The organism is Geodermatophilus sp. URMC 64, from assembly GCF_053502555.1.
The window spans coordinates 4,141,148-4,155,437 of record NZ_CP199955.1; the positions used below are offsets into that span (position 1 = coordinate 4,141,148).

A 14,290-nucleotide genomic window follows, 5' to 3' on the forward strand; every position below is an offset into this window, starting at 1 on the left:
CAGTAGCGCGCCGTCGTCCTCAGACGGTGGCGCCGGTCCGTGCGGCGATCCGTGCCGCGATCTTCGGCTGGTCCTTGTGCGGCAGGAACTGCAGCGCCGGCGCCAGCTCGGGCAGCCGGGACTTCTGGGTGGTGAACGCGCGGAAGGCGTCGCCGGCGGTGACGCCGTGGTCCGGCCGGTGCTCGACGGTGATCGCGTCCCCGGCGCCGACGTCGCCGGTCTCGAGGACCCGGAGGTAGGCCCCGCTGGCGCCGTGTGCGGTGAACCGCTTGACCAGCCGCGGCACGCCCCAGAAGCGCTCGAAGTTGGCGCACGGGATGCGGGGGGCGGTCACCTCGAGCAGCGCCGTCCCGACCCGCCACCGCTCACCCAGGACGGCGGCGGTCAGGTCGAGGCCGGTCGTGCGCAGGTTCTCGCCGAACCGCCCGGGCGGCAGGTCGCGGCCCAGCTCGGCGGCCCACCAGTCGGCGTCCTCCTGGGCGTAGGCGTAGACCGCCTGCCCCTCGCCGCCGTGGTACTTGCGGTTGACCTGCACGTCGCCGTCCAGGCCGAGCGGGTGGACGGCGACCCGGCCGGCCACCGGCCGCTTGTCGATGCCGCTGCGGTTGGGCCGCCGGTCGGGCAGGGGCAGCAGGTCGCTGCCGGAGACGCAGACGGCCTCGAGCCGGCCGATCACTTCTTGGGAGGCTCGGAGGAGTTGGACAGCGCGGCGACGAAGGCCTCCTGTGGCACCTCGACCCGGCCGACCATCTTCATCCGCTTCTTGCCCTCCTTCTGCTTCTCCAGCAGCTTGCGCTTGCGGGTGATGTCACCGCCGTAGCACTTCGCGAGCACGTCCTTGCGGATCGCGCGGATGGTCTCGCGGGCGATGACCCGCGAGCCGACGGCTGCCTGGATGGGCACCTCGAACTGCTGCCGCGGGATCAGCTCGCGCAGCTTGCCGGCCATCATGACGCCGTAGCTGTAGGCCTTGTCCTTGTGCACGATCGCGCTGAACGCGTCGACCGGCTCGCCCTGCAGCAGGATATCGACCTTGACCAGCTGGGCGTGCTGCTCGCCGGCCTCGGCGTAGTCCAGGGAGGCGTAGCCGCGGGTCCGGGACTTCAGCGCGTCGAAGAAGTCGAAGATGATCTCGCCGAGCGGCAGCGTGTAGCGCAGCTCGACCCGGGACTCGGACAGGTAGTCCATGCCCGACAGCGAGCCGCGACGGCTCTGGCAGAGCTCCATGATCGTGCCGGTGTAGTCGCTGGGCGCGATGATCGTGGCGTTCACGATCGGCTCGTGGACCTCGGCGATCTTCCCGCTCGGCCAGTCGCTGGGGTTGGTCACGGTGATCTCCGTGCCGTCCTCCATGACCACGCGGTAGACGACGTTGGGCGCCGTGGAGATCAGCGACAGGCCGCCCTCGCGCTCCAGCCGCTCGCGGACGATCTCCAGGTGCAGCAGACCGAGGAAGCCGACGCGGAAACCGAAGCCGAGGGCCGCCGACGTCTCCGGCTCGTAGACCAGCGCGGCGTCGTTGAGCAGCAGCTTGTCCAGGGCCTCGCGCAGCAGCGGGTACTCGCTGCCGTCGATCGGGTAGAGGCCGGAGTAGACCATCGGCTTGGGGTCGCTGTAGCCGCCGATCGGCTCGGCGGCGGGCTTGTGCTGCAGGGTCACCGTGTCGCCGACGCGGGACTGGCGGACGTCCTTCACGCCGGTGATGAAGTAGCCGACCTCGCCGACGCCGAGGCTCTCGACCGGCTTGGGCTCGGGCGAGATGACGCCGATCTCGAGCAGCTCGTGGGTGGCGCCGGTGGACATCATCTTGATCCGGTCGCGGGCGGAGATCCGGCCGTCGACGACGCGGACGTAGGTGATGACGCCGCGGTAGATGTCGTAGACCGAGTCGAAGATCATCGCGCGGGCGGGGCCGGCGGCGTCGCCGGTCGGCGCGGGGATGTCGGCGACGATCTGGTCGAGCAGCTGGGGCACGCCCTCGCCGGTCTTGCCGCTGACCCGCAGGACGTCGCCGGGGTCGCAGCCGATGATGTGCGCGATCTCCTCGGCGTAGCGCTCCGGCTGCGCGGCGGGCAGGTCGATCTTGTTGAGGACCGGGATGATGTGCAGGTCGTTCTCGAGGGCCAGGTAGAGGTTGGCCAGGGTCTGCGCCTCGATGCCCTGGGCGGCGTCGACGAGCAGGACGGCGCCCTCGCACGCGGCCAGCGACCGGGACACCTCGTAGGTGAAGTCGACGTGCCCCGGGGTGTCGATCATGTCGAGGACGTACTCGGTGTCCCCGACCTTCCACGGCAGCCGCACGTTCTGCGCCTTGATCGTGATGCCGCGCTCGCGCTCGATGTCCATGCGGTCGAGGTACTGCGCGCGCATCTGCCGCGCCTCGATGATCCCGGTGACCTCGAGCATCCGGTCGGCCAGCGTCGACTTGCCGTGGTCGATGTGGGCGATGATGCAGAAGTTCCGGATGCGGGCCGGATCGGTGGCAGCGGGAGTCGTCACAGTGCCGCCATCGTCCCACGGCGACGGCTCGGCTTCAGCGACCGCCGTCCGGTGTGGGCCGTCGCATGATCGGCCGGGTTGGGGTCGCCCGCGCGACGCTGGTATCTTGGCAGGCCGGTCCGTGTGCGCACGTGCGCCCGGACGATGGTCAGAGGCATTCCCTTCCAGACACCGAGGCTCACGCGTGGCGAACATCAAGTCCCAGATCAAGCGGAACAAGACCAACGAGAAGGCGCGGCAGCGCAACGTCGCGGTCAAGTCCGCCCTCAAGACGGCGGTCCGGCGGTTCCGCACCGCGGCCGACGCCGGGGACGCGGCTGCGGCGGCCACCGCCCTCCAGACCGCCAGCAAGGCGCTCGACAAGGCCGCCAGCAAGGGCGTCATCCACAAGAACCAGGCCGCCAACCGCAAGTCGGGCATGGCGCAGCGGTTCGCGAGCCTGCAGGGCTGACCCCGCTCCAGACCGCAGGAAGCCCTCGTCCCGCCCGGGACGGGGGCTTCTTCGCGTTCCGGGCGGCGGTTCCTGGGCCGCGGGCGAGCGGCGGCTACCGGCCGCGGACGGCGCGGTCCCGCCGGGTCTCGGAGCGGATCTCGACGATCCGGCGGACCGCCCGCTCCAGCGCGTAGTCGGCGCTGGCCGCGGCGCCCTTGACGTCGGCGTTGAGCTCGGCCGCGACGCCGATCGCCCGCTGCAGGCCCTCGATGCTCCAGCCCCGCGACTGCGCCTGCGCCCTCTTCACCTTCCAGGGCGGCATCTTCAGCGCCCGCGCGAGCTCGCCGGGGTTGGAGCTGCTCAGCGAGGCGACCCGGGCGGCCGTGCGGACGCCGTCGGCGATCGCATCGGCGATGAGGACGTGCGCCACCCCTCGCTCCAGCGCCCAGCGCAGCATCTCGAGAGAGCCCTGCCGGTCCCCGACGAGCACCTTCTCGGCCACGGTGAATCCGGTGACCTCGGCCTGGCCACGGTGAAAGCGGGCCACGGCATCGGCGTCGATGGTGCCGCCGAAGTCCGAGACCAGCTGGCCGGCCGCCGCCGACAGCTGCCGCAGGTCGTTGCCGACCGCCTCGACGAGGGCGGTCAGGGCATCGGGGGTGATCCGCCCGCCGACCCGGCGCACCTCGTTGCGGACGAACGCCGCCCGGTCGCCGGGCGAGGTGATCTTCGCGCACTCGTCGACCGCGGCGCCGGCCGCGGTGAACGCCTTGAGCAGCGCCTCGTTGCGCTTGCCGCCCGCGTGGACGATCACCAGCGTCAGGTCCGGGTCGGGATCCTTGGCGTAGGCGGTGAGGGCGTCGGCCAGCGCGCCGGCCGCCTCGTGCACGCCGGTGACGAGGACCAGCCGGTGACCGCCGAACAGGGAGGGCGCGAGCACGTCGGCCAGCTGGCCGACCGGCAGTCCTGCCGCCACCAGGTCGTGCACCTCGGTGTCGGGGTGGCGCTCGAGCACCGCGGCGCGGACGGCGGAGACCGCGCGGGCGCGCAGCAGCTCCTCCTCCCCCACCACGACCCGCAGCCGGGAGGTCGGTGCCGGGGGTGCCGCTGCCACGCCTGCATGGTGTCACGCGGGTGCGACGGTCCCGGGTCGGCGCGGGGGTCGTGGCGGGCACACCGGTCGCCGGCGGGTGCGGGGCCGCGGCCGCCCCGCCGCCGCCCCTTCCCGCGACGCCCCACTCCCGCGCCGTCCCGGCGACCGCGAGGTCGCCCTCCCGGTCGGTGCGGTGGATGCGCATGCCGTCGCGGGCGAGCAGCCGCAGCGCCCGGGCGGTCGGGTGGCCGTAGTCGTTGTCCGCGCCGACCGAGACGAGGGCGACCCGGGCGCCGGTGGCGGCGAGGAAGCCCGGGTCGACGTCGGCGCTGCCGTGGTGCGGCACCTTCAGCACGTCGGCGCGCAGATCGACGCCGCGGGCGAGGATGCGCGCCTGCGCCTCGGCGCCGAGGTCACCGGTGAACAGCACCCGGACGCCGTGCACGGTCACGCGGGCGACGACGGAGAGGTCGTTGGCCTCCGCGTTCGCCGAGGCGATGGCGGGCGGGGGCGCCAGCACGTCCAGGGCCGCGCCGCCGATCGTCCGCCGGTCCCCGGGCACCAGGGTGGTCCGCCGCGCACCGGCGCGGGCGGCGAGCCGGTCCACCGTGGCGCCCCGGTCGTCGGCGGGTGAGAGGCTCCCGGTGGCGACCACGTCCACGGTCCGCCCGGCGAGCGCGCCGGCCAGACCTCCGGCGTGGTCGGCGTCGAGGTGGGACAGGAGCACCATCCGCAGGCGGTCGACCCCAAGCCGGTCGAGGCAGCGGTCCACCGCAGCGACGTCGGGCCCGGTGTCGACCAGCAGGCCCTCCCCCGGGCCGGTCGGCACGAGCAGCGCGTCGCCCTGCCCGACGTCGCAGGCGACGACGACGGTGTCCTCCGGCGGCCAGCCCCGGACCGCCTGGCGCAGCGGCCAGCCGAGCGCGACGAGCCCGACCACGCCCGCCAGCGCCAGCGGCCGGAGCCGAGGGAAGCGCCAGAGCAGGCAGCCGAGGACCAGGAGCAGCGCGGTGAGCTGAATCGCCCCGGCGGTGCCGACCGTCCACCCCGCCACGGCGTCGGGCAGCGCGGCGCCGCGTTCGGCCACGAGCACCAGCCAGCGGACCGGCCAGCCGGCGAACCAGACGAGCACGTCGCCGGCGGGGGCACTCAGCGGGGACACCACGGCGGCGAACAGCCCCAGCACCGTCGCGGGCGCGACCGCCGGAGCGGCGAGCAGGTTCGCCGGCAGCGAGACGAGGCTGATCTGGCCGCTGAGACCGGCGACGAGCGGGGCGGTGGCCAGGCCGGCGGCCGCGCTGACCGCGAGTGCGTCGGCGACCGGGGTCGGGCACCCCCGCCGGCGCAGCGACCGCGACCACCGCGGGGCCAGCAGCACGATGGCGGCCGTCGCGGCCACGGAGAGGGCGAACCCGCCGTCAGCGGCGAGGGCGGGCTCGACGAGCAGCAGCACCAGCACGCTGGCGCACAGCGCCGGGACGGCGACCCGCTCCCGCCCCGAAGCGAGCGCGACCAGCGTGACGGCGCCCATGACAGCCGCGCGCAGGACGCTCGCGCTCGGCCCCGCGAGCACCACGAAGCCGGCCAGCGCTCCCCCGGCCACCAGCGCCTGGACCCGGCGGTCGACCGCCCGCCGGCGCAGCGGCCACAGCACCCCGGCCACGACGATCGCGACGTTCGCCCCCGAGACGGCGGTGAGATGGGCCAGGCCCGTGCGCCGGAAGTCCTCGGTCAGCACCGGCTCCATCGCGCCGGTGTCGCCCACGACGAGCCCCGGCAGCAGCCCGCCGGCACCCGGCCCGAGGACGCGCGATGCGGACCCGGCCAGGCCCTCACGCAGGTCGTGCGCGACCCGCTGCGGCCACCCCGCCGTGCCCACCGGGGTCGGCGGGCCCCGGGCGGACAGGACCGCCACGAGGTGGCCGTCGCGCGGCAGGGACACCGCCGCCCGGACGCGCACCGATTGGCCCGGGGAGAGGTCGGCCCACGATTCCGCGGGCGCGAAGAGCAGCACGTCGTCCCGGACCCGGACCGCCCCGTCGCCGAGGCGCACTCCCGTCGCCGTCGCGTCGGCGACGACCCGCGGCGGCCCGGCGCCGGTCAGCCGGCGGGGCAGGTCGCGCAGCTGCAGCTCCACCTCCAGGGTGCGGCTCTGCTCCGCCGCCGCCCGGAGCGGGGAGGCGTCGATGGCCAGCGCCCGCAACGCCGCAGCCGCCGCGCCCACGGCCAGGGCGGCGAGAACGCCGAACACGACGAGCACGGCCGGCGTCCGTCGCCGGACCAGGAGCAGCGCGAGACCGGCCGACGCCGCCGCCACGACGACCAGCACCCCGGGAGGCAGGACCGGGGCGGCGAGGGCGGTCAGCCACGACGTGGCCGCGGCCGGCGCCAGGCGCAGGTCGATCCAGGTCCAGCGGCCGGCCCGGGTCACACGCTCACCAGGTCCTTCAGCTGCGCGTAGATCGACGGCCCGATGCCGGGCACGTCGTCCAGCTGCTCGACCGTGGTGAAGCGGCCCTGCTGCTCGCGGTAGGTGAGGATCCGCTGGGCGAGGACCGGTCCGATGCCGGGGAGCGCGTCGAGGTCCGCCTCGGTGGCGGTGTTGAGGTTCAGCGACCCACCGGCCGGGGCGGCGCCCGCCGGCTCCGTGGCGGCCCCGGGGACGCCGACGGCGACCTGCTGACCGTCGGTGACCACGGCGGCCAGGTTCACCGACGCGGGATCCGCCTCCGGGAGGAATCCGCCGGCCGCCTCCACCGCGTCGGCGACCCGCGCTCCGGTGGGCAGGGTCACCAGGCCAGGGCGGGCGACCAGGCCGACGACGGAGACCACGACGGTCGTGGCGGTCTCGGCCGCCTCCCCGACCGACGGCGACCCGGGCGACTCGGACGAGGAGGCGGCGGCGTCCGCCCCGGCGGGCTCCACCGGCTCCACGCGCGGCCGGTCGAGCCACGTCCAGCCGGCCAGGAGCAGCGCGGCGAGCACGCCGGCGATCCAGAGGGAGCGGGCGCCCCGGCGGCCCGGGTCCAGCCGCACCGCGGCCTCGGGGGTGCGGTGCCGGCCGATGCCGGACGGGAGCGCGGCGTCGTCCGGGTCCTCGGGGTCCGGGTCGCGGAGGGACGGCTCCTCGCCCGGCTCGTCGTCGGGGTCGTCGGGGTCGTCGGGGACCCAGCCCCCCGCGCGCGGACGCTCATCCAGGAGGACGCGCAGCCGCGCACGGATCACATCGGCGTCGTCGGAGCGGCGGGAGGAGAGGCGCACCGGCGCGACGCTAGGGAACCCGGCGGGCCGCGCAGCCTGTGTCGGGGCAGCTGTGGACGAGGCGGACGGCTGTGGACGACCGACCGCGCGGCGGGGGCGCCGGGGTGCAGGGTGCCCCGCATGCCGACTTCCCCGCGCTCACTCCGCCGGCGGCTCCGCGCCGGACTCGCCGCCCTGATCGGCCGGTTCGGCCGACCCGCGGTCGGCGGGGGCCGGAACCACCACGACGCCCACGGCGCCCGGGCCCACGTGGGCGCCGATCGCGGCGCCGAGCTCGCTGACGTAGAGCTCGCGGAGCTTGGGCAGCCGCTCCCGCAGCTCAGCGGCCAGCCGCTCGGCCCGCTCGGGAGCCGCCAGGTGGTGGACGGCGACGGAGGCCGGGCCGTCACCGGCCGCCTCCACGGCCCGCTGCACGAGCCGGTTGAAGGCGCGCGCCGAGGTGCGCACCTTCTCCAGGGGCACCACCTTGCCGTCGACGACGTGCAGGACCGGCTTGACGGCGAGGGCCGAGCCGAGCACGGCCGCCGCGGCGCCGATCCGCCCGCCCCGGCGGAGGTGCTCGAGCGTGTCGACGACGAAGAGCGTGCGCGTCGCGGCGGCGGTCTCCCGGGCGGTGTCCGCGATCGCGCCGGCATCGGCGCCCTCGGCCGCGGCGCGCGCCGCGGCCAGCACGGCGAAGCCGCAGGCCATGGCGGTGGCCCGGGAGTCGATCACGGTCACGATGTGCTCGCCGATCTGCGCGGCGGCCAGCCGGGCGGCGTCCGAGGTGCCGGAGAGCTCCGCGGACAGGTGGATCGACACGATCCGCTCGGCGCCCTCGCTCAGGCAGTGCCGGTAGGCCGCGACGAAGTCGCCCGGCGTGGGACGCGACGTCGAGACCTGCTGGCCGCGCGCGGCCATCGCCTGGGCGACGTCCTGTGGGCCGATGTCGCGGCCCTCCCGGCCCGATCGGCCCGGCAGCACGACGTAGAGCGGGACGACCGCGATGCCGTACTCGTCGACCAGCTCGGCCGGCAGGTATGCCGTCGAGTCGGTGACGACGGCGACGGACACCGGCCGAGGCTAGCCCGCCCCGGCCCGTTCCCCCCACGCCCCGGCCCGGGGAAGCCGCCCGTCCGGGTTACAGGACGGCGTCGGCATCCGACCCGCCGGCCGGCGCCGCTTCCTCGGGGGTCGCCCCCGCGCGCGGCTGCCCAGCCCCGTCCGGGAAGGGCGACCCGCTCCCCTCCACCGGCTGCGGCACCCAGCTGTTGTGCCGGACCACCCGCCACCCGGTGCCCTGGAACCGCAGCTCGCTCCAGGCGCAGTTGGCGAGCGGGCCGAACACGCGGCGGTGCTCGGAGCCCAGCCCGAGCAGGGCCTCGATCGTCCGCCCGGCGGTGCCCCCGTGGGTCACGACGACGGCGACCGCTGCCTCGGGCAGGTCGGCGAGGGCGGCCAGTGCGCGCTCGGCCACCTGGGCGGCCTCCTCCCCGTTGCGCCCCCGGACCGGCCGGCCGGCCTGCCAGTCGGCGAACTGGTCGGGATAGCGCTCGGCGACCTCGTCGCGGGTCAGGCCCTCCCAGCAGCCCAGCCCGTGCTCCCGCAGCCGGGGGTCCAGCCGCAGGCGGACGCCGAGCAGATCGACGAGCGGTCCGGCGGTCTCCACGGCGCGGCTGAGGTCGCTGGAGACGACGACCGTCTCGCCGGCCGGCAGTCCGGCGGCCAGGTAGGGGGCGACACGGGCGGCCTGCCGGCGACCTTCGTCGTCGAGGGGCGGGTCGAGCTGGCCCTGGAACCGCCCGGTCGCGTTCCACTCGGTCCGTCCGTGCCGCCAGAGCACCAGCCGGGGCACCGGCAGGGCGGTGGCGTCGGCGGTCACCGCTCGGTCGGGTCCGGGGACGGCGGTGGGGTCAGCGGCGTCGGGTCGGCGCTGGCCGGGTCGACGTCGTCGGCGGAGAGGGTCTCGTGGGCGCCGTCGCCGCGGGAACCGGGGCCGCCGGTCTCCTCGCCGGCGGCGTGCCGGGCGGCGTCGCGGTCGACGAAGGGGATGGTCGGGCAGTCCTTCCACAGCCGCTCGAGGGCGTAGTAGGCGCGCTCCTCGGCGTGCTGGACGTGCACGACCACGTCCACGAAGTCGAGCAGCACCCAGCGGGCCTCGGCGACGCCCTCGCGGCGGACCGGCTTGATGCCCTGCCGGCGGAGGCGGTCCTCCACCTCGTCGACGATGGCCTGCACCTGCCGCTCGTTGGGCGCCGAGGCGAGGACGAATGCGTCGGTGATGGCCAGCCGGTCGCTCACGTCGACGATGGAGACGTCGGTGGCGAGCTTGTCGGCAGCTGCCTGGGCGGCGACCAACGCGGTCTCACGCGCCTCGGTGGAGGCGGTCATCGGGGCACCTCGAGTACGTGGGGGGACGGTGGTTCGGCGGACGGTGGTCGGGACGAGCCCCCGTTGGCGGGTGCCCGGTCCGCGGCGTCGGTGCCCGGCGGCGGACGGTCGTAGATCGGCCGGTCGCCGGCGGGCCGGCCGTCCGACGCGGGGTCGCCCGACCGGCGGGCCCGCCGGTCCTCCCCGTAGAGGCCGCGCTTCTCGATGTACTGGACGACGCCGTCGGGGACGAGGTACCAGACCGGCATCCCGCGGGCGACGCGGTCCCGGCAGTCGGTCGAGCTGATCGCCAGGGCCGGCACCTCCACCAGGCTGACCACGCCCTCGGGGAGGTGCGCGTCGGCGAGGGTGAAGCCGGGGCGGGTCACGCCGATGAAGTGCGCCAGCGCGAAGCACTTCCCGCTGTCGCGCCAGCTGAGGATCTGGGAGAGCGCGTCGGCGCCGGTGATGAAGAACAGCTCGGAGTCCGGCCGCTGGACCTTGAGGTCGGTGAGCGTGTCGATCGTGTACGTCGGGCCGCCGCGGTCGATGTCGACCCGGCTGACGGAGAACCGCGGATTGGAGGCCGTCGCGATCACCGTCATCAGGTACCGGTCCTCGGCCGGGGCGACCTCGCGCTCGCTCTTCTGCCACGGCTGGCCGGTCGGAACGAACACGACCTCGTCCAGTCCGAACAGGCCCGCGACCTCACTGGCGGCGACCAGGTGACCGTGATGGATGGGATCGAACGTCCCGCCCATCACCCCGATCCGCCGGCTGACCACCGATCGAGCGTATCCGGTGCCCGGCGGCGGCGGCCTGCTCGGGACCGGCCGGGGCCGAGGCGGCCCCGGCGCCCCTGCGGCCAGGGGAGGCCGGGTCGCCTGCAACCGGCTCCCCCGTGCCGCCGGTCGCCGCCGGCCGGCGGGTGCCGGACCGGACCCGGTGCCGCGGCTGGAGCAACGGCGCCGACCTGCCCAACGGCGACGGAGCCGTTCGGTCACGGCCTGCGCGGCAGGTCGGTCGTCCCGGCGCCGGGTCGGCACGGCGGCCAGTCGTCGCCCGGCTCAGAGGGTCGTGACGAACTCGGCCAGCTGGGCCGCGTTGCGGCACTCCACCATGTCGATGACCTCGCGGTACTGGTCGGCGGCGGAGTCACCGCTGCCCCACAGCCGCTCCGGCTCGGGGTTCAGCCAGTGCGCCGACCGGCACCGCTTGACCATCTCCCCCAGCACCGGCAGCCCCGGCCGGCGGTAGTTCGTCCGGCCGTCCCCGAGCACCAGCAGCGACGACTTCGGTCCCAGCGCCGAGGGCCACCGGTCGGTGAACACCTCGAACGCGTTGCCGTAGTCGCTGTGCCCGTCGAAGGCGACGACGTCGGCCTCCCGGCCGATGCGCGCCACCGCGTCCGCCACGTCGGCCCCCGGCCGGAAGAAGCGGGTCACCTCGTCGGTCGAGTCCACGAACGCGAACGCCCGGACGCCGGTGAAGTGCTCGCGCAGCGCCTGGGTGAGCATCAGCGTGAAGTGGCTGAACCCGGCCACCGACCCCGAGACGTCGCAGAGGACGACGAGCTCGGGTTTGTGCACCTTGCGCGGCCGGTGATGGGTCACCACCGGCACGCCGCCGGTGCCCAGCGAGGCCCGCACCGTCTTGCGGAAGTCCAGCCGGCCCTCGCGGCCGTGCCGGCGGCGCGCGGAGAGCCGCACCGCGAGCCGCCGGGCCAGCGGCGCCACCGTGCGGCGCAGCTCGGCCAGGCCGGCGGCCTGGGCCCGCAGGAAGTCGACCTGGTCGGCCAGCGGCTTCACCGCGCTCTTGGCCACCCGGTCGCGGCCGCGCTGCTCCGCCGAGCGCCGCCGCACCTCGGCCTCCACCGCCGCCCGGAACGCCGCGAGCCGCTCGCGGATCGTCTGCCGGGCCACCTGCTCGGCCAGCCCGCCCTTCTCCCCGCCGCCCAGCAGGCCGGCCAGCAATTGCGAGATCAGCGTGTCCGGCGACAACGCCCGCATCACCCGGTAGCTGAAGAACGACTGCCCCGACGGCGAGGGCTGGCCCTGCCCAAGAAGCTCTACCGCCTGGCGGGCGAACCGGCGCAGCGCCTCGTCGTCCCCGTCGAGCAGCAGCTGCAGCAGCTGCGCGCGCATCAGCTCGGTGAGCTCGCCCGGGTCCATGTCGGGCAAGTCCAGCGTCGAGCCGGGCACGCCCTCGCCGTCGTCGTCCCCCTCACTGTCGGAGGACGGAGCCGGCCGGTCCCCCAGCGGCCACCACAGGTCGAACAGCACGTCGTAGGCCGGCCGCTGCGCGGCCCGCTGCAGCAGCACGGCCGCCAGGCCGTGCCGCAGCTGCTCCCGGTCGAGCAGGTCCACCACGGTCAGGATCTCCGCCGCGTCGACCGCCTGGCTGATCCCGACCGGGATCCCCGCCTCGCGCACCGCGCGCACGAAGCCGTCGAGGTGCCCGGCCAGCCCGCCGGGCTCCACGGCAGTGGACGGCGCGCCCATCAGTTCAGCCGCAGCTCGGCCGCGGCCCGTTCCTGGTCGCTGGCGTGCTTGAGCACCACGCCCAGCGTCGACTTCACCGCGCCCTCGTCGAGGGTGTCCAGGCCCAGCTCGAGCAGCGTCTGCGCCCAGTCGAGGGTCTCGGAGATCGACGGCGACTTCTTCAGCTCCAGCGCCCGCAGCGCCCGGATGGTCCGCACCAGCTGCTCGGCCAGCCCCGGCGCGAGGTCGGGCACCCGGGAGAGCACGATCTCCCGCTCCCGCTCGGCGGAGGGGTAGTCCAGCGCCAGGTACAGGCAGCGCCGCTTGAGCGCCTCGGACAGCTCGCGGGTCGCGTTCGAGGTGAGGACGACGGTCGGCCGGCGGGCGGCGGTCACGGTGCCGAGCTCCGGAATCGTCACCTGGAAGTCGCTGAGCACCTCGAGCAGCAGGCCCTCCACCTCGACGTCGGCCTTGTCGGTCTCGTCGATGAGCAGCACCGTCGGCTCGCTCCGGCGGATCGCGGTGAGCAAGGGCCGGGAGAGCAGGAACTCCTCGCCGAAGATGTCGTCGTGGACGGTGTTCCAGTCCGCGCCGTCCGTGCCCTGCGCCGCCTGGATGCGCAGCAGCTGCTTCTTGTAGTTCCACTCGTACAGCGCCCGGGCCTCGTCGAGGCCCTCGTAGCACTGCAGCCGGATCAGCTCCGAGCCGGTCGCCGTCGCCAGCGCCTTGGCCAGCTCCGTCTTGCCGGTCCCCGCGGGTCCCTCGACGAGCAGCGGCTTGCCGAGCCGGTCGGCGAGGAAGACCGTCGTGGCGATCTGCGCGTCGGGCAGGTAGCCGGCCGTAGCCAGCCGCTTGCTGACATCCGCGACCGAGGAGAACTGGGGCGACTGGGTGGGCGGGAGGGGCAAGACAGATCTCCTAGCGCACGTGGCCGTTGCCGGTCACGACGTACGTGGTCGAGGTCAGTTCCGGCAGCCCCAGCGGCCCCCGGGCGTGCAGCTTCTGCGTGGAGATGCCGATCTCGGCGCCGAACCCGAACTCGCCGCCGTCGGTGAACCGGGTCGAGGCGTTCACCATCACCGCGGCGGCGTCCACGCCGGCGGTGAAGTCGGCGATGGCGCGCGCGGAGTCCGCCACGATCGCCTCGGTGTGCCCGCTCCCCCATCGCGCGATGTGGTCGAGCGCGGCGGGCAGGTCGTCGACGACCCGCACCGCCATGTCCATCGACAGGTACTCGGTCGCCCAGTCCTCGTCGGTCGCGGGCAGCACGCCGTCGTGCGCCGCCTGGGCCGAGGAGTCGCCGTGCAGGGTCACCCCGGCGTCGGCCAGCGCGGCGAGCAGCCGCGGCAGGAACGGCACGTCGCGGTGCACGAGCAGCGTCTCGGCGGAGTTGCAGACGCTCACCCGGTGGGTCTTGGCGTTGAGCACGATCGCCTCGGCGGTCGCCGGGTCGGCCGAGGCGTCGACGTAGACGTGGCAGTTGCCCTCGCCGGTCTCGATCACCGGCACCTTGGCCTCGTTCACCACCCGCTGGATCAGCGACCCGCCGCCGCGCGGGATGACCACGTCGACGAACCCGCGGGCGCCGAGCAACTCGCCCACCGAGGCGCGGTCGGCCGGCAGCAGCTCGATCGAGCCCTCCGGCAGCCCCGCCTTCGCCGCCGCCTCGGTCATCACGGCCACCAGCACCGTGTTGGTGCGGTGCGCCGACGCCGAGCCGCGCAGCAGCGCCGCGTTGCCGCTCTTGAGGCACAGCCCCGCGGCGTCGACGGTCACGTTGGGCCGGGCCTCGTAGACGATCCCGACCACGCCGAGCGGCACGCGCACCTGCCGCAGCTGCAGCCCGTTGGGCAGCGTCGACCCGCGGACGACGTCGCCCACCGGGTCGGGCAGCGCGATCAGGGTGCGCAACGCGTCGGCGACCCCGGCGATCCGGCCGGCGTCCAGGCGCAGCCGGTCGATGATCGACTCGGGCGTCCCGTCGGCGCGGGCGGCGTCGACGTCCAGCGCGTTCGCGGCCAGGATCTCGTCGGCCCGCTCGACGAGCGCGTCGGCCATCCCGGCCAGGGCGCCGTCCTTGACGTCGGTGGGCAGCGTGCGCAGCACACGGGCGGCCGCCCGCGCGCGCAGCGCGGCGGCACCGATCAGCGGCAGGTCGGTGGCGTCGGACACGCC

General features: G+C 75.2%; 12 protein-coding genes and 1 pseudogene. 1 reads left to right on the forward strand and 12 read right to left on the reverse strand.

Annotated elements, in window-relative coordinates; all coding sequences use genetic code 11:
- Positions 1-19: 19 nt before the first annotated feature.
- Positions 20-676 (reverse strand): MOSC domain-containing protein, encoded by a 657-nt coding sequence (locus tag ACWIYF_RS20175; RefSeq protein ID WP_448624606.1) that lies wholly within the window; start codon positions 674-676, stop codon positions 20-22.
- Positions 673-2,499: a translation elongation factor 4 gene (gene lepA, locus ACWIYF_RS20180; RefSeq protein ID WP_448628777.1), complete on the reverse strand. Its 1,827-nt coding sequence runs from the start codon at positions 2,497-2,499 to the stop codon at positions 673-675. The genes ACWIYF_RS20175 and lepA overlap by 4 nt, the downstream gene beginning before the upstream one ends.
- Before the next feature lie 184 nt (positions 2,500-2,683).
- Here lepA and rpsT point away from each other — a divergent pair, with 184 nt between their 5' ends.
- Complete coding sequence (rpsT, locus tag ACWIYF_RS20185) at positions 2,684-2,950, forward strand: 30S ribosomal protein S20 (RefSeq protein ID WP_448628778.1); 267 nt, start codon at positions 2,684-2,686, stop codon at positions 2,948-2,950.
- A gap of 94 nt (positions 2,951-3,044) precedes the next feature.
- Here the strand turns inward: rpsT and holA are convergent, their stop codons facing one another.
- The 10 genes and pseudogenes from holA to ACWIYF_RS20235 form a co-directional block, all read right to left on the reverse strand.
- A complete protein-coding gene (gene holA, locus ACWIYF_RS20190; RefSeq protein WP_448628779.1) occupies positions 3,045-4,046 on the reverse strand; it encodes a DNA polymerase III subunit delta in 1,002 nt (333 codons plus the stop codon).
- A gap of 364 nt (positions 4,047-4,410) precedes the next feature.
- Positions 4,411-6,456 (reverse strand): annotated as a pseudogene (locus ACWIYF_RS20195) (ComEC/Rec2 family competence protein); the annotation flags it as partial.
- The gene (locus tag ACWIYF_RS20200) at positions 6,453-7,286 is read right to left on the reverse strand and encodes a helix-hairpin-helix domain-containing protein (RefSeq protein ID WP_448624607.1); all 834 of its coding nucleotides are present in this window, start codon (positions 7,284-7,286) and stop codon (positions 6,453-6,455) included. The gene ACWIYF_RS20200 and the pseudogene ACWIYF_RS20195, both read right to left, overlap by 4 nt.
- Positions 7,287-7,424: 138 nt before the next feature.
- Complete coding sequence (locus ACWIYF_RS20205) at positions 7,425-8,339, reverse strand: DegV family protein (protein ID WP_448624608.1); 915 nt, start codon at positions 8,337-8,339, stop codon at positions 7,425-7,427.
- 67 nt (positions 8,340-8,406) lie between these two features.
- On the reverse strand, positions 8,407-9,147 hold the full coding sequence (locus tag ACWIYF_RS20210) for a histidine phosphatase family protein (RefSeq protein ID WP_448624609.1): 741 nt from the start codon (positions 9,145-9,147) through the stop codon (positions 8,407-8,409).
- Positions 9,144-9,656, reverse strand: coding sequence for a ribosome silencing factor (rsfS, locus tag ACWIYF_RS20215; RefSeq protein ID WP_448624610.1), 513 nt, complete (start codon positions 9,654-9,656; stop codon positions 9,144-9,146). The genes ACWIYF_RS20210 and rsfS overlap by 4 nt, the downstream gene beginning before the upstream one ends.
- Entirely contained in the window at positions 9,653-10,420 is a 768-nt protein-coding gene (gene nadD / locus ACWIYF_RS20220) for a nicotinate-nucleotide adenylyltransferase (RefSeq protein ID WP_448624611.1), read from the reverse strand. The genes rsfS and nadD overlap by 4 nt, the downstream gene beginning before the upstream one ends.
- A 282-nt stretch (positions 10,421-10,702) precedes the next feature.
- Complete coding sequence (locus ACWIYF_RS20225; protein ID WP_448624612.1) at positions 10,703-12,136, reverse strand: vWA domain-containing protein; 1,434 nt, start codon at positions 12,134-12,136, stop codon at positions 10,703-10,705.
- A complete protein-coding gene (locus ACWIYF_RS20230; protein WP_448624613.1) occupies positions 12,136-13,023 on the reverse strand; it encodes an AAA family ATPase in 888 nt (295 codons plus the stop codon). The genes ACWIYF_RS20225 and ACWIYF_RS20230 overlap by 1 nt, the downstream gene beginning before the upstream one ends.
- 10 nt (positions 13,024-13,033) lie before the next feature.
- Positions 13,034-14,287 (reverse strand): glutamate-5-semialdehyde dehydrogenase, encoded by a 1,254-nt coding sequence (locus ACWIYF_RS20235; protein WP_448624614.1) that lies wholly within the window; start codon positions 14,285-14,287, stop codon positions 13,034-13,036.
- Between the last annotated feature and the right edge of the window lie 3 nt (positions 14,288-14,290).